Source organism: Salinisphaera sp., assembly GCF_002729955.1.
Classification (GTDB): Bacteria; Pseudomonadota; Gammaproteobacteria; order Nevskiales; family Salinisphaeraceae; genus Salinisphaera.
Genome location: NZ_PBYA01000016.1, coordinates 77,612 through 95,999, shown reverse-complemented (window position 1 = coordinate 95,999; position 18,388 = coordinate 77,612). Strand labels below are relative to the sequence as shown.

The window sequence follows — 18,388 nt, the reverse complement described above, 5'->3', positions numbered from 1 at the left end:
GCCGAAGCCGACTATGCCGAACTGGTCGAATACCTGCGGGTGGGCGTACAGATGGTGTTTCTCGAGCTTCAGCCCAAGCGCGAAGGCCCCACGCGGCGCGAGTCGCTGCACTAGGGCCGCGGCGGCGCCTGTCGCGCACGCGGTTCCGCCTGTTTTCTTGAACGTCTTCGACGAGGGATCGGATGAGAGACCAATCGCATCTGCAGCATAGCGACGAGCCGGCGGTTCATGCGGCGCGTCGTGCACGCGTGGCGGATATCGTCGGCCGCGACGGGGTGGCGATGCTCGCGGCCACGCCCGAGCGCAACCGCAATAACGATGTCGACTATCCCTATCGGCCGAACAGCGATTTTCGCTATCTGACCGGCTTCTGCGAGCCCGAAGCGATCGCGGTGATCGCGCCCGGCTTCGAGGCCGGGGATTACATCCTGTTCTGTCGTGCCCGCAACGCCGATCAGGAAGTCTGGATCGGCCGACGGGCCGGCCCGGATGGCGCCATGGCCGACTACGGCGCCGATCAGGCCTTTGCCATCGACGAATTCGAGGATTGGATCGGGCGCCTGCTCGACGGCCGCTGCAGGGTCTATCTGTCTTTCGGTACGCATCCCGAGTTCGAACAGGGCGTGCTCGATCAGCTGTCGGGCATGCGCAGCCAGGGTCGAGGCGGCGTGCCGCCGCGCGAAGTGGTGGCCCTCGACGGGCTTCTCCACGACATGCGCCTGCGCAAGTCCGAACACGAGGTCGCACTCATGCGCCAGGCCGCTGCCACCTCGGCGCGTGCCCATATCGCGGCCATGCAGGCGGTGCGCCCGGGCATGTACGAGTATCAGCTCGCAGCGACCCTGCATTACACCTTCGAAAACGACGGTATGCACTGGGCCTATCCGAGCATCGTCGGCGCCGGCGAGAACGCCTGCGTGCTGCACTACATCGAAAACAGCGCGCCCATGGCCGACGGCGATCTGGTGTTGATCGATGCCGGCGCGGAATATCGCGGCTATGCCGGCGATATCACCCGCACCTTTCCGGTCAACGGACGTTTCTCTGACGCCCAGCGCGAGCTTTACGAGATCGTGCTTGCGGCCAATCGGGCCGCGATCGAGGCCGCCCGGCCCGGCGAGCCGATGAATGCGATCCATCAGGCGGCGCTGAAAGTACTGGTGGCCGGGCTGATCGATGTCGGCCTGCTCGAAGGCACGGTCGACGAGGCCATCGACGCCGAAAGCTACCGCGCCTATTTCATGCATGGCACCAGCCATTGGCTGGGCATGGACGTGCACGACGTGGGCGACTATAAAGTCGACGGTGAATGGCGCCTGCTCGAACCGGGCATGGCGCTGACCGTGGAGCCCGGGCTGTATGTCCGGGGCCAGGACAACCCGTCGTCGCGCTTCGCGGATATCGGTATTCGGGTCGAGGACGATATCGTCATCACCGAAACCGGCTGCGACGTGCTGACCGTAGATGTGCCCAAGGATGTTGACGAGATCGAGGCATTGATGGCCAAACCGTATCGGAGCGAAACGCCGTGAGCCGTGACTACGATATTGCCGTGGTCGGCGGCGGCCTGGCCGGCGCCACCTTTGCCTGTGCGCTGGCCGATACGGGGCTCAAGATCGCGCTCGTGGAGGCCGTGGCCTTCGACGCACCCGCCGACGAGAACATGAAGGCGCGTACCACCGCGATCGCGGCCGGCACCCGGGCGATGTTCGAGGAACTGGATCTGTGGGCCGACATGGCCCACGACGCCGCGCCCATCAAACGTCTGCACGTATCGCAACAGGGGCGTTTCGGCAGCGTGCGGGTGAATGCCGCCGACTACGATCTGCCGGCGCTGGGCTATGTGCTGCCGAACGTCACCATGATCGCGGCTCTGCGTGCCCGGCTGGCCCAGATGAGCCAGGTCGACGTGATTGCCCCGGCACGCTTCGAGTCGCTCACCCGCGACGACGCGGGCGAACGCATCGAACTGGCCTGTGCGGTCGGCGACGGCGAAAGCCGGACATTGAGCACACGCCTGCTGGTCGGCGCCGACGGTGCGCAGTCGTCGGTACGCGGCGCGCTGGGTATCGGCGCGCGCACCGACGATTATCAGCAGCGCGCCATCGTCACCTTCGTGGAGCCCGAACGCGCTCATGGCGGCTGTGCCTACGAGCGTTTCACCCCGGACGGGCCCGTCGCGCTTCTGCCCTGTACGCGCGCCAGCTGTGCCGCGGTATGGACACTGCCCAGCGAACGTGCCGAGCAGATGTGTGCGGTGAGCGAAGAGGCATTCATCGACGGCCTGCAGGCCGCCTTCGGCCAGCGCCTGGGCACGCTCAAGCTGGCCGGGCCGCGCGGCAGCTATCCGCTGGCGCGGGTGCTGTGTGACCGTGCGGCGGTCGATCGTGCCGTGCTTATCGGCAACGCCGGTCATGCCCTGCACCCGGCCGCTGCCCAGGGCTTCAATCTGGCCATTCGCGATGCGCTGCTGCTGGCCGCGATGCTGCGTGAGCGCCTCGCCGCGAATTCCGAGTTCGATCCCGGCGAGAGCGATCTGCTCGGCGCCTGGGCCGAGGCCCGGCGCCCGGACCAGCATCGTGTGGCTAATTTCACCGACGCGATCGTGCGTCTGTTCTCCAATCGTATTCCCATGCTCGACCATGCCCGCGGCGCGGGCTTGTTCGGCCTGTCGCTGCTGCCGTCGATTCGTGACGACATGGCCCGGCGCAGCATGGGCCTGGCCCTGGCCCCGGCGCGTATTCGCAAGGCAAGCTCATGAGTAGTCACAACCCGCGTTATGACGTGGCGATCGTCGGCGGTGGCATGGTGGGCGCCGTGCTCGCGGTGGCGTTGTCGCGCGCCGATTTCTCGGTCGCGCTGGTGGAAGCCAAACGCCCGCCGCGTTTCGATACCCACCAGGACTACGAGCTGCGCGTGTCGGCGATTGCGCCAGGCACGCGGCGTGTACTCGAGAATCTGGATCTGTGGGCGTCGGTCGAGCGTCGGCGCTGCTGTGCGTTCACCGGCATGAAGGTCTGGGAGGCGGGTGGCGCCAGCGAGCTGTTCCTGGAACATACTGCGGTCGGCCTGCCCGAGCTCGGGCATATCGTCGAGAACAACCTGATCGTCGACAGTGCCTGGCAGGCGCTGACCGATGTCGATATCTACTGCCCGGCGAAGATGGAAAGCCTGGCCCTTGATAGCGACGCCGCCCGGCTGCGCCTGGATGACGGCACGACCGTGAGCGCGGCACTCGTGGTGGGTGCCGAAGGCGCGAATTCCCCGGTGCGGGCAGCGGCCGGCATCGAAACCACCGGCTGGTCCTACGGCCAGCGTTGTACCGTGGGTACGGTCACCCCGGCGCGCCATCATCGTCATATCGCCTGGCAGCGCTTTACCGAAACCGGGCCGGTTGCGTTTCTGCCGCTTTCGGACGGTCGTTGCTCGCTGGCCTGGCATGCCGATGACGCGCTTGCCGCAGAACTGGCTGAACTCGATGACGAGACCTTTTGTGCCCGCCTGAGCGAGGCCAGCGGGCATGTGCTGGGTGAAATCGAGCATATGGATCGGCGGGCGTCTTTCCCGCTCAAGCTCCAGCATGCGCGCGAGTATTGTCGCCCGCGGGTCGCGCTGGCCGGCGATGCCGCGCATGTGGTTCACCCGATGGCGGGCCAGGGGGTCAACCTCGGTCTTCTCGACGTGGCGGGCATGGTCGAAGCGCTGGAAGCCGGCCGTGCGGCAGGCCGCGATGCCGGCGACATGACCTACCTGCGTCGTTACCAGCGTGCGCGGATGGCCGAGAATCTGATGATGCTGGGCATCACCGATGCGTTCAAACGGGTCTATGGCAGCGCCAACCCCGTGCTGCGCAGCCTGCGTCAGAGCGCGATCGGGGTCGCGGCCAACCTCGCGCCGGTTCGCCAGGCCATGATTCATCATGCCGTGGGGCTGTCGGCCAACGGCCCGCGACTGCTGCAATAAGCGCAAACGTCTGTATTTTGCAGCGAAAAGCGGCGTTCAGGCCGACGCTTGGCCTGTGTCGATCGCGCCGGTATAGTCGAGGCACGGTCAATAACCGCGTGGGAGAGAACGGGCTGTCGCCCGTCACCGAAGGCGCAAATTTCCGCCCGGAAACGCTCAGGTACCCGAACCACGCGCGCGCCGGCGTCATGACGCGCCGGCTTGATCGACTCTGGAGAGCAGCCGTTTAAACACGGCTCACCGAAGGGGCGAATCTCTCAGGTGCCAGGACAGAGGGGCGGCAGGCGAAAGCCCGGGCCGGCCCGTGTCCTGTTGATTCATCTGCAAAGAGATTGTCATGGCCAAACGAACCCCGCTCTATGAGGCGCATGTCGCGGACGGCGCCAAGCTCGTGGATTTCGCCGGCTGGGAGATGCCGATCGACTACGGCTCCCAGATCGCTGAACACAAGGCCGTACGCGAAAGCGTGGGCATGTTCGACGTTTCGCATATGGCGGTCGTGGATATCAGCGGTGCCGCGGCACGCGAGTTCCTGCGCTGGCTGCTGGCCAACGACGTGGCCAAGATCGACGACGCCGGGCGCGCGCTCTATACCTGCATGCTCAATACCCGGGGCGGGGTGATCGACGACCTCATCGTCTATCACCTGAGCAGCGATCTGTATCGCATCGTGGTGAATGCCGCGACCACGGAAAAGGATCTGGCCTGGATCAAAAGTCAGGCCCGCGATTACGACGTCGCAATCGACCACCGTCAGGACATGGCCATTATCGCCGTCCAGGGGCCGCGCGGGCGCGATATGGCCGCCGAGCTGCTCGACGAGGCGTTCCGGCAGGCCGCGCTCCAGCTCAAACCCTTTCAGGTGGCGGTGGAAAACGATCGCTCGGTCGGCCGCACCGGCTATACCGGCGAAGACGGTTTCGAGCTCGTGCTGCCGGCCGAGGAGGCCGTGACCGCCTGGAAAAGCCTGCGCGACAAGGGTGTGGCGCCCATCGGCCTGGGTGCGCGCGACACGCTGCGCCTGGAAGCCGGGCTGAATCTCTACGGTCAGGACATGGACGAAGAGCGCACCCCGCTGGAGTCGGGCCTGGCCTGGACCGTGGCGTTCAAGCCCGAAGAACGGGATTTTGTCGGCCGCGCGGCGCTCGAGCACCTGCGCGCCGAGGGCGTGGGCCAGAAGCTGGTCGGGCTGGTACTGGAAGGACGCGGGGTGATGCGGCATGAAACCGCGGTACGCGCCGCCGACAGCGATGTCGAGGAAGAACACGCCGAAGGCGAAATCACCAGCGGCAGCTATGCGCCGACGCTGTCGCGCTCGATCGCGCTCGCGCGGGTGCCCGTCGACTGGGAAGACAGCGTCGAAGTCTGCCTGCGCGGCAAGTGGCAGCCCGCGCGCATCGTGCGCTATCCCTTCGTGCGTAACGGCAAGAGCCGTATCGACGACTGAGCGTTTTTCTCAGTAGCCTTTAATCCACCGAACCATCGCGCACACCGCGCCAACCTGCTGCAAGGGGAGCCCCATGAGCGAAGTACCCAAGGATCTGTCCTATACCAAGACCCACGAATGGATCGACTATGACGGCGACGGCACCTGCACGGTCGGTATTACCGACTATGCCCAATCGTCGCTGGGGGACCTGGTGTTCGTCGAACTGCCCGAAGCCGGCACCAAGGTCGGTGCCGGTGACGCGGTGGCCGTGGTCGAGTCGGTGAAGGCAGCCTCGGATATCTATGCGCCGCTCGACGGCGAAATCGCCGAAATCAACGAACAGCTCGAGGATTCGCCGGAGCTGGTCAACGAAGATCCATTCGGCGAAGGCTGGCTGTTCAAGATGAACGTATCCGACCCGGACAGCGTCGAAAAACTGCTGGATGCCGATGCCTACGAGGGCATCGTCGAAGAAGAGGAAGACTAGCCCGCGAGCGCGGGCGTCGGATGGGCCCGGCCGCCCGCGCGCTCTCGGTCGTACTCAAGTTCTGCGAGGATTCATGCCCTTCATTCCGCATACCGAAGACGATATCCGCTCGATGCTGGCCACGATCGGCGTCGATGCCATCGACGACCTGTTCGACGAGATCGACCCCAGCCTGCGCGATGTGCGCCTGGACTCGATACCGGAACGGGCCAGCGAACAGGCCGTCACCCGGCTCATGGGCGAACGCGCGGCCCGGGATGCCGGTGGGCTGTGTTTTATCGGCGCGGGCGCCTACGAACATCATATTCCTGCGGCGGTCTGGGAGCTGACCACCCGGGGTGAGTTCTACAGCGCCTATACGCCGTATCAGCCGGAAGCCAGTCAGGGCACGCTGCAGGTGGTCTACGAATATCAGACCATGATGACGGGCCTGACCGGCATGGACGTGGCCAACGCTTCGCTCTATGACGGCGCCTCGGCGCTGGCTGAAGCCGTGCTCATGGCGGTACGCGCCAATCGCCGGTCCAAATCGGCGCGTATTCTCATGCCGGTGAGCGTGCATCCGTTCTATCGCCAGGTCGCGCACAACATCTGTGCGAACCAGGGCATCACCTTCGAGACGATCGGCTACGACCACGCCACCGGGCGTATCGACGAGGCAGCGCTTGAGCGCTGGGCCGGCGAGGACGTGACCGCGCTGGTGATCCCGCAGCCCAACTTCTTCGGCGTGCTCGAAGACGTGGACCGACTCACCGACTGGGCCCAGGATAACGGCGCGCTGGCCATCGGCGTGGTCAATCCGTTGTCGCTCGCCGTACTCAATGAGCCGGGCCGTTGGGGCGCTGGCGAGGGCGCCGATATCGTCGTCGGTGAAGGCCAGCCGCTGGGCGCGCCGCTGGCCTCGGGCGGGCCGTATTTCGGCATTCTGTGCTGTCGCAAGAAGCACGTCCGCCAGATGCCCGGCCGTGTGGTGGGTCGAACACAGGACGTGGATGGTCGTACCGGCTATGTACTGACGCTGCAGCCGCGCGAGCAGCATATCCGGCGTTCCAAGGCGACTTCGAATATCTGTACCAATCAGGGCCTGCTGGTGACCGCGGCCACTATTCACATGAGCCTGCTCGGCGCGACGGGGCTGGAGAATACGGCCGCGACCTGTATCGCCAATACCCGCGCGCTGGTGGCCAGACTCACCGCCATTGACGGCGTCGAGACGGTTTTCGACGGCCCGGCCTTTCATGAAACGGTGCTGCGGCTGCCCGTCGATGCCGAACGGGCGCTCGCCGCGCTGGCAGAACACGGCGTCTTCGGCGGGCTGTCCCTGGCCGAATTCTATGACGGGCTCGATAACACGGTGCTCGTCTGTGCCACCGAAACCAAGACCGAGGCCGATCTCGATACCTATGCCGACGCCCTGCGCGACGTGATTGCCGCCCAGGCCGACGCGGCTTGAGCGCCGCGCCCGGCAACTCATTTCATACGTTGTATCCAAGGACAGACGATGACCCAGCAGATTACGCTCAAAGGTAATGCCACCGAGGTCGAAGGCCAGCTGCCATCCCCCGGCGATAGGCTGCCCGACTTCAAGCTGACCGGCGCCAACCTGCGCGACGTAGCGCTTGCGGACTTCGCAGGCAAGCGCAAGATATTCAATATCTTTCCGAGCATGGATACGCCGACCTGTGCGCTCTCGGTCAAGCGCTTCAATGCCGAAGTCGATGCGCTCGACAATATCGCGCTGCTGCAGATTTCGGCGGACCTGCCGTTCGCGCATTCGCGTTTTTGCACGGCCGAAGGGCTGGAAAACGGCACGACCCTGTCGATGATGCGCGACAAGCGTTTCGGCCAGGACTATGGCGTGCTCATCGCCAACGGGCCCATGGCTGGATTGTGTGCGCGTGCGGTGATCGTGGCCGACGAACAGGGCACGGTGCTGCACAGCGAACTGGTGCCCGAGATTGGCCAGGAGCCGAACTACGAAGACGCGTTGGCGGCACTCAAGGTCTGAATCGTCGCGGAAAGACATTGTCCGCAAATGAACGCGAACAAGCGCAAATAAAAAACGAATAGAACGAGGACGTGGGTAACGAACGGCTGGGTTTCGATTGCTCCCGCAGGCGTTATCGAATTGATATGTCTTTGTCTTGTTTGCGGCCTTTTGCGTTTATTTGCGGACAACTAGCCTTTGTCGTGAAGAACCCCAATACCGAATAGTAACCACGTCATGACCGAAAAGCTCATCTTCGAACACAGCCGCCCGGGTCGTCGGGCGCTGGCACAGGCGCCGGCCGAGGCGCCGGCCATCGACGATATCCCGGCCGCATTGCGGCGCGAGTCGCCCGTGGGGTTGCCCGAAGCTTCGGAAATGGACGTGGTACGCCACTACACGCGGCTGTCGCAGCTGAATTTTTCTATCGATACCCACTTCTATCCGCTCGGCTCGTGCACGATGAAGCACAACCCGCGGGCCTGTAACACGCTGGCCTCGCTGCCGGGGTTTCTCAATCGGCATCCGCTGGCACCGGCCAGCCATGGCCAGGGCATGATGGCCTGTCTGTACGAGCTCCAGGAAATGCTCACCACCGTGACCGGTATGGAAGCCGTATCGCTCACGCCGATGGCCGGGGCCCAGGGCGAATTTACCGGCGTGGCCATGATCAAGGCCTATCACGACGCCCGCGGCGATAGCGCACGCGATGAAATTCTCGTGCCCGACGCCGCCCATGGCACCAATCCGGCCACTGCCGTGATGTGTGGCTGCAAGGTGGTCGAAATCCCGACCGATGCCGACGGCGACGTGGATATCGCCGCGCTGCGCGATGCCGTGTCCGAGCGCACCGCGGGCATCATGCTCACCAACCCGTCGACGCTGGGCGTGTTCGAACAGGACATCCTGGAAATCGCCGAGATCGTGCACGGTGCGGGCGGGCTGCTCTACTACGACGGCGCCAACCTCAACGCCATTCTGGGCAAGGTACGGCCGGGTGACATGGGCTTCGACGTCATCCACATGAACCTGCACAAGACCTTCTCCACGCCGCACGGCGGCGGTGGCCCGGGCTCGGGTGCGGTCGGCGTGGGCAAACGCCTGCGCGACTTCATGCCCATTCCGGTGGTCGGGCGCGACGGCGAGGGCGATGAGGCGACCTATCGCTGGCTCACCGAGAAGGATATTCCGAACACCATCGGGCGCTTGTCGGCGTTCATGGGCAATGCCGGTGTGCTGTTGCGGGCCTATGTCTATGCCCGCTTGCTCGGTCGTGACGGCATGACCCGGGTGGCGGAATTCGCCACCCTGAACTCGAACTATCTGATGACGCGCCTGCGCGAGGCCGGCTTCGATCTGGCGTTCCCCGAGCGGCGGGCGAGCCACGAATTCATCGTCACCCTCAAGCGTCAGAAGCAGCAGCTGGATGTCAGTGCGACCGACGTCGCCAAGCGCCTGCTCGACTACGGCTTTCATGCGCCGACGATCTATTTTCCGTTGCTCGTTCCCGAATGCTTTCTCATCGAGCCGACCGAAAGCGAATCCAAGGAAACGCTGGATGCCTTCGTCGACGCCATGGTCTCGATCTGGGAAGAAGCCAGGACCGATGCTGCGACCCTGAAAGAGGCGCCGGTCAAGCTGCCGGTGCGGCGTCTGGACGAAGTCGCCGCCGCCAAGAATCTGGATCTCAAGCACGAATCCGCCACGGCGGCCGGCGCCTGAGCCACGCGCGCCCGTCGAACTCGCCGGCTGCATGCGCTGGCTATGGCATCATGGGCGGCTGGCCTTCGTGTGACGTGCCTGCAGCGCGCACCGAGTCTCATCGAACAAAGGACAAGCTATGTCAGCTCTGATCTGCGGATCTTTCGCCTACGACACGATCATGGTCTATACCGGCCACTTCAAGAACGAGATCCTGCCGGATCGCGTGCATATGCTGAACGTGTCGTTCCTGGTGCCGGAGATGCGGCGCGAGTTCGGCGGCTGTGCCGGCAATATCGCCTATTCGCTGAAACTGCTCGGTGGCGAAGGCATGCCGATGGGCACGGTCGGCAGCGATTTCGACGACTATGCCGCCTGGATGGACGAGCACGACATTAGTCGCGAGTACATCAAGCGCGTGGACGAGGCCTATACCGCCCAGGCCTATATCACTACCGACCTGGACGATAACCAGATCACCGCCTTTCATCCGGGCGCGATGAACCATGCCCACGAACAGCAGGTGCCCACCGATGCCGGCATCACGCTCGGCATCGTCTCGCCCGACGGCAAGGACGGCATGGTCCAGCACGCGGCCCAGTTCGCCGAAGCCGGCATCGATTTCATCTTCGACCCGGGCCAGGGCCTGCCGATGTTCAACGGCGAAGAGCTCAAGCGCTTTCTCGGCCAGGCGGCCTATGTGGCGGTCAACGACTACGAAGCGGAGCTGATGAGCGATCGCACCGGTCTGTCGGTGGCCAGCATGGCGGAGCAGCTCAAAGCCATGATCGTCACCAAGGGCGGCGAGGGCTCGGTGATTTACGCCGACGGCGAACAGTTCAAGATTCCGGCCGGTTCACCCACCGCGCTGGCCGACCCGACCGGCTGTGGCGATGCATTTCGTGCCGGCTTGATTTGGGGCCTTCAGCAGGGCCTGGACTGGCCGACGATCGGGCGCGTGGCCTCGCTGATGGGCACGATCAAGATCGAGCGCCCCGGCACCCAGAACCATCGCTTCACCATGGATGAGTTCAAGGCGCGCTACAAGGAAGAGTTCGAGCAGGAACTGGGCTGAATACTGCCAGCGAGGCCGTCATGATCAGCATGCCCCAGCGTCTGAACACGCCGCGTCTGACTCTGCGCGTGCCCGGCGGCGGCGACGCTGAGGCGATCTTCGCCTTTGCCAGCGACGCCGAGGTCACCCGCTTCATGACCTGGGCCCGGCATGTCGATCTCGACGACAGCAGCGACTTTCTCGACGACGTGGCCGAGGGCTGGTCGTCCGGCGAAGACTACTGCTGGCTCATCGAGCATGCCGAGCACGGCGGTATCGGAACGGTGGCCTGTTCCTTCAGCGAGCACGGGGCCGAAATCGGCTATGTGCTTGCTCGTTCGGTCTGGGGTCAGGGTTTTGGGCGCGAGGCCGCGACCGCGGTGTTCGATGCGGCGCAATCCATCGACGACCTTTATCGAATCTGGGCGACCTGCGATACCGAGAATGCGGCTTCAAGGCGCATTCTTGAAGGTCTGGGCATGATCTATGAGGGCTGTCTACGGCGCTGGTCGCCGCGGCCGAATCATGCCGATCGGAAAGCGGGGCCGCGCGATGTGTTCATGTATGCCTGGACGCGTTGACCGAAGCTCGGTTTTGGCCGGCGGTCGCCCGCTGCGAAGCGTCGGGCGAGGCGAGCAACGGACTCGGATCGCGCGGCGCTACCCGATGCGGGCTTGTGGCCAACGCCCCCTGGGTATCACGTAACAGCGTTGCAACGCACAATTGCCATAAGATAGCGTCCAGTCAGCAAGTCTGAACCGCCAAGGCCCTCGCGGGGCCTGGCCGAGGGCGGCATACCCCACGGTGCGCTGCCCGCCTCGATCTACAGGCGTGCACCCGCCCATGCGGTGCTCGCAACAAACGTCAACACGACCTAGAATTCGTCGCCATGTTCGTGCATCCCGATATCGACCCCGTCGCCGTAGCCATCGGCCCGCTTGCCGTGCACTGGTACGGACTGATGTATCTGCTGAGTTTCCTCATCGGCTGGGGGCTGGGCATCGTGCGCACGAAGCAGCCCCATATCCACTGGGCACGTGAAGAGGTCGGCGATCTGCTGTTCTACGTAGTGCTCGGCGTGGTCGTGGGCGGGCGCGTGGGCTATATGCTGTTCTACCAGCCCGGGCTGCTGCTGGATAACCCGTTGCAGCTGTTCTATATCTGGCAGGGTGGCATGTCCTTTCATGGCGGCATGCTCGGCGTATTCGCCGCCGCCGGCTGGTTCGCCCGCAGCACGCAGCGCGCGTTTTTCGATATCACCGATTTCGTCGCCCCCATCGTACCGGTCGGCCTGTTCTTCGGGCGTATCGCCAACTTCATCAACGGTGAGCTGATCGGCCGGGTGACGGACGTGCCCTGGGCGATGATCTATCCGCATGTCGACATGGCGCCGCGTCATCCTTCGGAGCTTTATGAAGCCGGGCTGGAAGGTCTGCTGCTGTTCGCCATTCTGTGGTGGTTCGCCCGCAAGCCACGGCCGCGCATGGCGGTTTCCGGCCTGTTTCTGATCGGCTATGGCTGCCTGCGGTTCTTTGCCGAATTCTTCCGCCAGCCGGATTCGTTTCTCGGTTTCGTCGCCTTCGACTGGATGACCATGGGTCAGGTGCTGTGCACGCCGATGATCGTGGGCGGCATTCTCTTGCTCGCGCTGGCCTATCGGCGCGACCTGGCGACGTCATGAGTAGCTCGGCAAGGGTGGCACTCGAGCAGCCTTATCTCGATCTCATGCGCGAGGTGCGCGAGCACGGCACGCCCAAGGGCGATCGGACCGGCACCGGTACGCTGTCGGTATTCGGGCGCCAGATGCGCTTCGATCTCGCGCAGGGGTTTCCGGTGCTCACGACCAAGAAGCTCTATCTGCGCGCGATCATCCACGAGCTGCTGTGGTTCATCGCCGGCGATACCAATATCGGCTATCTCAAGGATAATCGGGTTCGCATCTGGGACGAGTGGGCCGACGAAAACGGCGATCTCGGGCCGGTCTATGGCTATCAGTGGCGCAGCTGGCCTGCGCCGGATGGCAGCTTGGTGGATCAGCTGGCCAAGGTCGTGGATTCGATCAAGAACAATCCGGATTCACGCCGGCATATCGTGACGGCCTGGAATCCGGCCCAGGTCGACGACATGGCACTGCCGCCCTGTCATCTGTTGTTCCAGTTCTATGTGGCCGAAGGCCGTTTGTCCTGCCAGCTTTATCAGCGCAGTGCGGATATCTTTCTGGGCGTGCCGTTCAATATTGCCTCCTATGCCCTGCTCACGCACATGATCGCGCAGGTTTGCGGGCTGCATGTCGGCGAATTCGTACATACCCTGGGCGACGCCCATCTGTACCTGAATCATCTTGAGCAGGCCGACGAGCAGCTTGCACGCACGCCGTACCCGGCCCCGCGTCTCTGGCTCAACCCCGATGTGGACGATCTTTTCGCCTTCACCTTCGACGATATTCGGCTCGAAGGCTACGAGAGCCACGCGCGTATCAGCGCGCCGGTTGCGGTTTAGCCAACGGCCAAGCGGGGCGTCTGTGGGCGCCGGCCTAGCGGTCGGGTTTCGACAGCGGGCCTGCAAGGCACTTGCGCTTACTGTAGATTCGCATTTTGATAGTCGGTCGACACGGCGGTTTTTCAGCCGAAAGGCGCTGCCTTGTCGAGCAGGCCCCGGTTTTCTCAGCCGCTCACGACAGCGGCGCAGTGCCGAGCGCGCCAGATGCCTGCACGGCTATTATATCGTGCTTGAAACGCCGCTAAATGGCAGTGTATATACGCTAAACTGCGGCGAAATCGGCTAAAAGTGGCATGACTTGATGTCTCGATCTCGAACCGTACGCGTACTTGTCATCGACAACGATCCCGAGGATCGCGCGTGGCTGGCCGAGCTGTTGCACTCGGGCGCGCGGCATCGCTATGCCGTGACCATGGCCGGCAGCTACGAGCAAGGGCTGGCGGCGCTCGCCAATGGCGGCTTCGACATCTGCCTGCTCGACTATCAGCTCGGCGGGCGAACCGGACTGGATCTGTTGCGCAGCCCGGCGGCCGCGGCGCTGAATGCGCCTATCGTGGTACTGACCGGCCACGACGATTACGAGATCGACGTCGCGGTCATGGAAGCAGGTGCCGCGGAGTTTCTGCCCAAGGGCGAGATCAACGCGACGCTGCTGGAGCGCACGATCCGTTATCTGCTCCAGCACTACGAGAATCAGCGTAAATTCAGCTACCTGGCGCGTCATGATCCGGTGACCGGGCTATTCAACCGGGCGGTACTTCTCGAGCGTCTGCAGTACATGCTCGAACGCCCGGTGTCAGAAAGCCACCCGTTCGCAGTGATCTATTTCGACCTCGATGGCTTCAAATCGATCAACGACAGTCTCGGCCATGGTGTCGGCGATCAGGCGCTTTATACCTCCGCCAGCCGGCTCAAGAGCGTCTGCGACACGCACCCCTTGCTTGCGCGTATTGGCGGCGATGAGTTCGTAGCGGTCATCGACAGCGACGACCGCGCCGAAGTCGAGGCCCTGGTCGGGGCCGTGCTGCGAACGTTTCGCGAGCCGATCATCATCGATACGCATCGCATCTTCGTAACGATTTCGATCGGGGTCGCGATGTATCCGCACGATGGCAAGGACGCCGGGACGCTGATCAACAACGCCGATGCGGCGATGTATCTGGCCAAGCAGGGCGGGCGCGATACCGTGCACTGGTTCGACGGCGAAAACGATGCCCGTGCCCGGGCGCGCCCCGGCTTGGACAACGAGCTGCATGCCGCGATCGAGGCCAGCGAACTGCATCTGGTCTATCAGCCGCAGTTCGATCTCGGCTCCGGACGGATTGTCGGCCTGGAGGCGCTGGCCCGTTGGAACCATCCGCGGCTCGGGCCCATTTCGCCGGACGAGTTCGTACCCATGGCCGAATCCCGTGGCTGTATTCGCGCGTTCACCCGCTGGGCGCTGACCACGGCCTGTCGCCAGTACCTGAACTGGCGCGATGCGGGCGTGCTGGACGCAGACGTCGTGCTGGCCGTCAACGTGTCCTCCCAGCATGCCCGTGACGAAGACTTTCTGCCCATGGTGCGACAACTCATCGACACCATGGCCATGCCGGCTCACTTGCTGGAACTCGAATTCACCGAGAACGCGCTCATCCTGGGGCCCGACGATACCAATCCGCTGGTGGAACAGCTCAAGCAATTGGGCGTTCAGGTCGTTATAGACGACTTCGGCAAAGGTTATTCCTCCTTGAGCTATCTCACCCGGCTGCCGGTGGATTCACTCAAGATCGACTTGAGCTTCTTGCATGGCGTATCCGACAACAGCCGCGATCGGGCCATGGCGCGGGCGATCATCGCGCTCGGCGCCAGCCTCGGCCTGCGCGTGGTCGCCGAGGGCGTGGAAACCAGCGCCCAGCGGCAGTTCCTCGTGGACAACAAGTGCGCGTTCGGACAGGGCTTTTTCTATGCGCCCGGCCTGGCAGTGGCGGACTGTACGCGTCTGCTCCAGCACGCCATGCCGGCCAGCGCGTTTTATCATTAACCACCGTTCGTTCGGCAGGGATGGTGTCGCATGACATCGACAGGCCGCAGCCCAGCCGATTCGAACGACCCGTCAGTCGGTGCGGCAGCGCTCACGCTGTTGCTCGAACAGATACCCGACGCCGCGCTATGCCTGCTCGACAGCGCGGGCGTGATCGAACAGTGGCATTCCAGCGCCGAGAGACTGCTCGGTCATATGGCCGCCCAGGTCGAGGGCCAGCGTCTCGAGACGTTGTTGCCCGAAGAGCGACGTTTCGAAGCCGAGTTGCCTCAGGCACTGTTTGAAGCCAGTTCGCGCGGGCGGGCCCGCTTCGAGGCGGCGCTGATAACGCGCATCGGCCAGCGCCGGCTTTGTACGCTCGATCTGTGCCCGCGTACCAACGACAACGACGACGTCGTTGGCTTTATCGTGCTGCTGCGCGCGACGGGCCCGCGGGGCGCGGCCGACGCGGTCAATGCAAACGAAAACCTGTTGGCCGCGCATCGGCTCAACCTGACCCGTGCGACTGACGAGCCGGCCTGGATCGGTATCGATCTGGCCGGCCGTATTGCCGGCCTGGGCGAAAGCGCGGCGCGCTGGCTGGCGTGTGACGCCGAAGACACGCTTGGCCGCGGCATCGCGGTCTGTGTCGAACTGCGCAACGACGCGAGCTGGCCGGTGATATTTCATCGCGCTGTGCGTTCGGCGGCCCCAATCAGTCTCGATGTAAGGCCGGCCAGCACGGCGGCGCCGGTGCGTACGGCCCGTCTGCTGCCGCTGCGTGGCGCGGGCGGCCGATTGAACGGTTTCACTCTGTTGATCGAGGTATTCGATGCCCAGGCCTCGCCAGACCCCGATACCATTTCCCCGCGCGTACCGCTCGATCGTGCCAGCGACCGCGCCGGCGTGATCGCCGCGGCCCACGATTTACGCGAACCCCTGCGCAAGATGCAGCACAACGCACGCCAGCTGCAGACCGCGGAAGCCCCGCGCATGAGCGACGACGGCCGCAAACAGCTCACCGCGTTACGCTCGGCGGCGGATCGCATGCAGAACATGATCGGCGGCATGCTGCGCCTGGCCCGTATCGATACCGCGGCCGCCCAGGTTGAAACCCTGGATCTGAACACGGTGGTCGACGATGTACGCGCCGATCTGGCGCTGCTCATCGAGGAGCACGGCGCAGAGTTCGAAATAGAAAGGCTCGGCACGATACGTGGTGACGGCGCACAGCTGCGCGCACTGTTCCAGAACCTCGTCGACAACAGCATTCGCTACCGCCGAGCGCAGGCGACACCGCGGATTCGTATCCGCGTCGATTCCACCCAGGCCGGTGACGCTGCCACAATCATCCACTACGAAGACAATGCCCGCGGCATCGAGTCTCAGGCCCTGGCGTTCCAGCCGTTTCGGCGCGAAGCGGGCCACGCCGGCGATCACGGTATGGGTATCGGCCTGTCGTTATGCCGGCGTATCTGTCGCCGGCATGGCGGCGATCTGCGTATCGAGCATACCGATGCCACCGGCACCCGGTTTATCCTGGAGCTGCGAAACCTGTCCGAACAGGCTGGCAGTGACGCCGATTGAACCGGGATCGCGTTGCGGCCAGGCGCTAATCTTTTCGACCGACTGAGCAAGACATGTCCACCGCAAACGATCTATCGCCCGCCGATGTCCGCCTGAGCCTCATCGCAGCCATGGATGAGAATGGCGTGATTGGCGCCGACGGCGGCATGCCCTGGCATATCCCGGATGATCTGCGCTGGTTCAAGCAGCAGACGCTCAACAAGCCCATCCTCATGGGGCGGCGCACCTACGAATCCATCGGCCGGGCGTTGCCCAAGCGCCGCAACCTCGTGCTCACGCGGGATGCGGGCTTCGATGCCCAGGGGGTCGAGTGCGTGGCCGATGTCGAACAGGCCATCGGTATCGCCGCGGGCGACGGCGCGGCCGAGCTGATGGTGATCGGCGGTGCCCAGGTCTACGGGCTGACGCTCGCACGCGCGACCACGCTGCAGATCACAAGGATCGAGGCGCGTTACACCGGCGATACCTGGTTTCCGGCCATCGACTGGGACGACTGGCAGCTCGTCTACGAACAACGCGTGGACGCCACGGCCGATACGCCGGCCCATCGATTCATGACCTGGCAGCGGCGACAGCACGCCTAGCAAGAGGGTTTGCGACCGGGAACGGGCGGTCGGGGCGTGATAACCGGCTTTTAGCGCCGGGTTTGTGTACGACGCGCGCCGTCGCTCGTGTAGCATTGAACAACCGCGCGCATCGGCGCCTGCACGGGCAGGATCGCCGGTGTGAACGCGGTGTAACCGCTCATAGTGCCGGCCTCAAGGAGATAAGCATGGCAGAAGACCTCAAGTCGCGTTTCGAGCAGGCCCAGAAGGACGTCGAGACGCTGTCGTCGCGACCCAAGAACGACGATCTGCTCGCGCTGTATGCGCACTACAAGCAGGCCACGGCCGGGGATGTCGAAGGCAAACGCCCGGGCATGACCGACTTCAAGGGCCGCGCCAAGTACGACGCCTGGGCAAAGCTCGAAGGCATGGATAGCGGTACGGCCATGCAGGCTTATATCGACAAGGTTAACTCACTGCTCGACGCCGATAGCTGAGGCCGGTTTCAGCTTCAGATAAGTGCCCACGGCGGCCCGCGTCTCGGCCAGCGACATGAAGCGGCCGAGCCGGGCCTCCTGCCGGCGGGGACAGGTAAAGGCACGGATATCGGGCTGCGTGCTGCTCGCCAGCGCCAGTTCGGTGACATAGTTCCAGTCTCGGCGTTCGCCCAGTGCCAGCTGAACCGGCGCGCTGGCGGCCACGTGGATTTCGCGGGACGCCGTGCGGTCGATGTATTGATCGCTCGCAGTCACTTCGAATACGCCGGCCTCGATCGTCTGCGGTTGGGGTTTGGGACCGTGGACCTTGAGTTCACAATAGCCGCGCCAGCTATCGATGCCACCAAAACGACGCGCCTCACCCTCCTGAAAATAAACGCTCCAGCGCCGCGGCGGGACTCGCAGATCGCGGGTGAGTTCGAGCTGGCTGCCGACCGCCAGCGCGGCGCTCGGCACAGGCGCTCGCAGGCTACAGCCGCCGAGTAGGGCAACGACGAGCAGGGCGGTCGAGCGGATGTGACGTGGGCGCATGGTGCAAGCTTGCACCAAAGCGCATGTCGAATCATCGACCCGACCGATCGATGCTCATGCCGGGGCCCATAATGACGCATCGGGGTCATGACGATTTGCGTAGACT

The 18,388-nt window shown here is 64.1% G+C and carries 17 protein-coding genes and 2 riboswitches; of the genes, 16 read left to right on the top strand and 1 reads right to left on the bottom strand.

The window, feature by feature from the left end:
• Window positions 1-182: 182 nt before the first annotated feature.
• The 16 genes from pepP (at window position 183) to CMN27_RS04730 (ending at window position 17,751) form a co-directional block, all read left to right on the top strand.
• Entirely contained in the window at window positions 183-1,532 is a 1,350-nt protein-coding gene (pepP, locus tag CMN27_RS04805; RefSeq protein ID WP_293624439.1) for a Xaa-Pro aminopeptidase, read from the top strand.
• Entirely contained in the window at window positions 1,529-2,761 is a 1,233-nt protein-coding gene (gene ubiH, locus CMN27_RS04800) for a 2-octaprenyl-6-methoxyphenyl hydroxylase (protein WP_293624437.1), read from the top strand. Before pepP ends, ubiH begins: the two co-directional genes overlap by 4 nt.
• Window positions 2,758-3,963 (top strand): UbiH/UbiF/VisC/COQ6 family ubiquinone biosynthesis hydroxylase, encoded by a 1,206-nt coding sequence (locus tag CMN27_RS04795; protein WP_293624435.1) that lies wholly within the window; start codon window positions 2,758-2,760, stop codon window positions 3,961-3,963. The genes ubiH and CMN27_RS04795 overlap by 4 nt, the downstream gene beginning before the upstream one ends.
• Window positions 3,964-4,052: 89 nt before the next feature.
• A riboswitch (glycine riboswitch) is annotated at window positions 4,053-4,145 on the top strand.
• Between the two features lie 19 nt (window positions 4,146-4,164).
• Window positions 4,165-4,246: riboswitch (glycine riboswitch) on the top strand.
• 54 nt (window positions 4,247-4,300) lie between these two features.
• Window positions 4,301-5,410, top strand: coding sequence for a glycine cleavage system aminomethyltransferase GcvT (gene gcvT, locus CMN27_RS04790; RefSeq protein ID WP_293624433.1), 1,110 nt, complete (start codon window positions 4,301-4,303; stop codon window positions 5,408-5,410).
• Between the two features lie 73 nt (window positions 5,411-5,483).
• A complete protein-coding gene (gene gcvH, locus CMN27_RS04785) occupies window positions 5,484-5,879 on the top strand; it encodes a glycine cleavage system protein GcvH (RefSeq protein ID WP_293624431.1) in 396 nt (131 codons plus the stop codon).
• Window positions 5,880-5,952: 73 nt separating this feature from the next.
• Entirely contained in the window at window positions 5,953-7,332 is a 1,380-nt protein-coding gene (gcvPA, locus tag CMN27_RS04780) for an aminomethyl-transferring glycine dehydrogenase subunit GcvPA (protein ID WP_293624429.1), read from the top strand.
• Between the two features lie 48 nt (window positions 7,333-7,380).
• The gene (tpx, locus tag CMN27_RS04775; protein ID WP_293624427.1) at window positions 7,381-7,887 is read left to right on the top strand and encodes a thiol peroxidase; all 507 of its coding nucleotides are present in this window, start codon (window positions 7,381-7,383) and stop codon (window positions 7,885-7,887) included.
• A 216-nt stretch (window positions 7,888-8,103) separates the two neighbouring features.
• Window positions 8,104-9,588, top strand: a complete 1,485-nt coding sequence (gcvPB, locus tag CMN27_RS04770) for an aminomethyl-transferring glycine dehydrogenase subunit GcvPB (protein WP_293624425.1) — start codon at window positions 8,104-8,106, stop codon at window positions 9,586-9,588.
• A gap of 118 nt (window positions 9,589-9,706) precedes the next feature.
• Window positions 9,707-10,642, top strand: a complete 936-nt coding sequence (locus tag CMN27_RS04765) for a carbohydrate kinase family protein (RefSeq protein WP_293624423.1) — start codon at window positions 9,707-9,709, stop codon at window positions 10,640-10,642.
• A gap of 20 nt (window positions 10,643-10,662) precedes the next feature.
• Entirely contained in the window at window positions 10,663-11,202 is a 540-nt protein-coding gene (locus CMN27_RS04760) for a GNAT family protein (RefSeq protein WP_293624421.1), read from the top strand.
• A 308-nt stretch (window positions 11,203-11,510) separates the two neighbouring features.
• Window positions 11,511-12,302, top strand: a complete 792-nt coding sequence (lgt, locus tag CMN27_RS04755) for a prolipoprotein diacylglyceryl transferase (protein ID WP_293624419.1) — start codon at window positions 11,511-11,513, stop codon at window positions 12,300-12,302.
• Window positions 12,299-13,120, top strand: coding sequence for a thymidylate synthase (locus CMN27_RS04750; RefSeq protein ID WP_293624417.1), 822 nt, complete (start codon window positions 12,299-12,301; stop codon window positions 13,118-13,120). Before lgt ends, CMN27_RS04750 begins: the two co-directional genes overlap by 4 nt.
• Window positions 13,121-13,421: 301 nt before the next feature.
• Window positions 13,422-15,143, top strand: a complete 1,722-nt coding sequence (locus CMN27_RS04745) for a GGDEF domain-containing response regulator (RefSeq protein ID WP_293624415.1) — start codon at window positions 13,422-13,424, stop codon at window positions 15,141-15,143.
• 30 nt (window positions 15,144-15,173) lie between these two features.
• The gene (locus CMN27_RS04740) at window positions 15,174-16,709 is read left to right on the top strand and encodes an ATP-binding protein (protein WP_293624413.1); all 1,536 of its coding nucleotides are present in this window, start codon (window positions 15,174-15,176) and stop codon (window positions 16,707-16,709) included.
• A gap of 53 nt (window positions 16,710-16,762) precedes the next feature.
• A complete protein-coding gene (locus CMN27_RS04735) occupies window positions 16,763-17,293 on the top strand; it encodes a dihydrofolate reductase (RefSeq protein ID WP_293624411.1) in 531 nt (176 codons plus the stop codon).
• Between the two features lie 188 nt (window positions 17,294-17,481).
• A complete protein-coding gene (locus tag CMN27_RS04730; RefSeq protein WP_293624409.1) occupies window positions 17,482-17,751 on the top strand; it encodes an acyl-CoA-binding protein in 270 nt (89 codons plus the stop codon).
• On the opposite strand, the gene CMN27_RS04725 is transcribed toward CMN27_RS04730, so the two are convergent.
• Window positions 17,728-18,282: a hypothetical protein gene (locus CMN27_RS04725; RefSeq protein WP_293624406.1), complete on the bottom strand. Its 555-nt coding sequence runs from the start codon at window positions 18,280-18,282 to the stop codon at window positions 17,728-17,730. The genes CMN27_RS04730 and CMN27_RS04725 overlap by 24 nt on opposite strands.
• Between the last annotated feature and the right edge of the window lie 106 nt (window positions 18,283-18,388).

Excerpts from the sequence above, each read along its gene's own strand:
- pepP (WP_293624439.1), top strand. The coding sequence starts at position 183 with ATGAGAGACCAATCGCATCTGCAGCATAGCGACGAGCCGGCGGTTCAT.
- CMN27_RS04795 (WP_293624435.1), top strand. The coding sequence starts at position 2,758 with ATGAGTAGTCACAACCCGCGTTATGACGTGGCGATCGTCGGCGGTGGC.
- gcvT (WP_293624433.1), top strand. The coding sequence starts at position 4,301 with ATGGCCAAACGAACCCCGCTCTATGAGGCGCATGTCGCGGACGGCGCC.
- gcvH (WP_293624431.1), top strand. The coding sequence starts at position 5,484 with ATGAGCGAAGTACCCAAGGATCTGTCCTATACCAAGACCCACGAATGG.
- gcvPA (WP_293624429.1), top strand. The coding sequence starts at position 5,953 with ATGCCCTTCATTCCGCATACCGAAGACGATATCCGCTCGATGCTGGCC.
- tpx (WP_293624427.1), top strand. The coding sequence starts at position 7,381 with ATGACCCAGCAGATTACGCTCAAAGGTAATGCCACCGAGGTCGAAGGC.
- gcvPB (WP_293624425.1), top strand. The coding sequence starts at position 8,104 with ATGACCGAAAAGCTCATCTTCGAACACAGCCGCCCGGGTCGTCGGGCG.
- CMN27_RS04765 (WP_293624423.1), top strand. The coding sequence starts at position 9,707 with ATGTCAGCTCTGATCTGCGGATCTTTCGCCTACGACACGATCATGGTC.
- CMN27_RS04760 (WP_293624421.1), top strand. The coding sequence starts at position 10,663 with ATGATCAGCATGCCCCAGCGTCTGAACACGCCGCGTCTGACTCTGCGC.
- lgt (WP_293624419.1), top strand. The coding sequence starts at position 11,511 with ATGTTCGTGCATCCCGATATCGACCCCGTCGCCGTAGCCATCGGCCCG.
- CMN27_RS04750 (WP_293624417.1), top strand. The coding sequence starts at position 12,299 with ATGAGTAGCTCGGCAAGGGTGGCACTCGAGCAGCCTTATCTCGATCTC.
- CMN27_RS04745 (WP_293624415.1), top strand. The coding sequence starts at position 13,422 with ATGTCTCGATCTCGAACCGTACGCGTACTTGTCATCGACAACGATCCC.
- CMN27_RS04740 (WP_293624413.1), top strand. The coding sequence starts at position 15,174 with ATGACATCGACAGGCCGCAGCCCAGCCGATTCGAACGACCCGTCAGTC.
- CMN27_RS04735 (WP_293624411.1), top strand. The coding sequence starts at position 16,763 with ATGTCCACCGCAAACGATCTATCGCCCGCCGATGTCCGCCTGAGCCTC.
- CMN27_RS04730 (WP_293624409.1), top strand. The coding sequence starts at position 17,482 with ATGGCAGAAGACCTCAAGTCGCGTTTCGAGCAGGCCCAGAAGGACGTC.
- CMN27_RS04725 (WP_293624406.1), bottom strand. The coding sequence starts at position 18,282 with ATGCGCCCACGTCACATCCGCTCGACCGCCCTGCTCGTCGTTGCCCTA.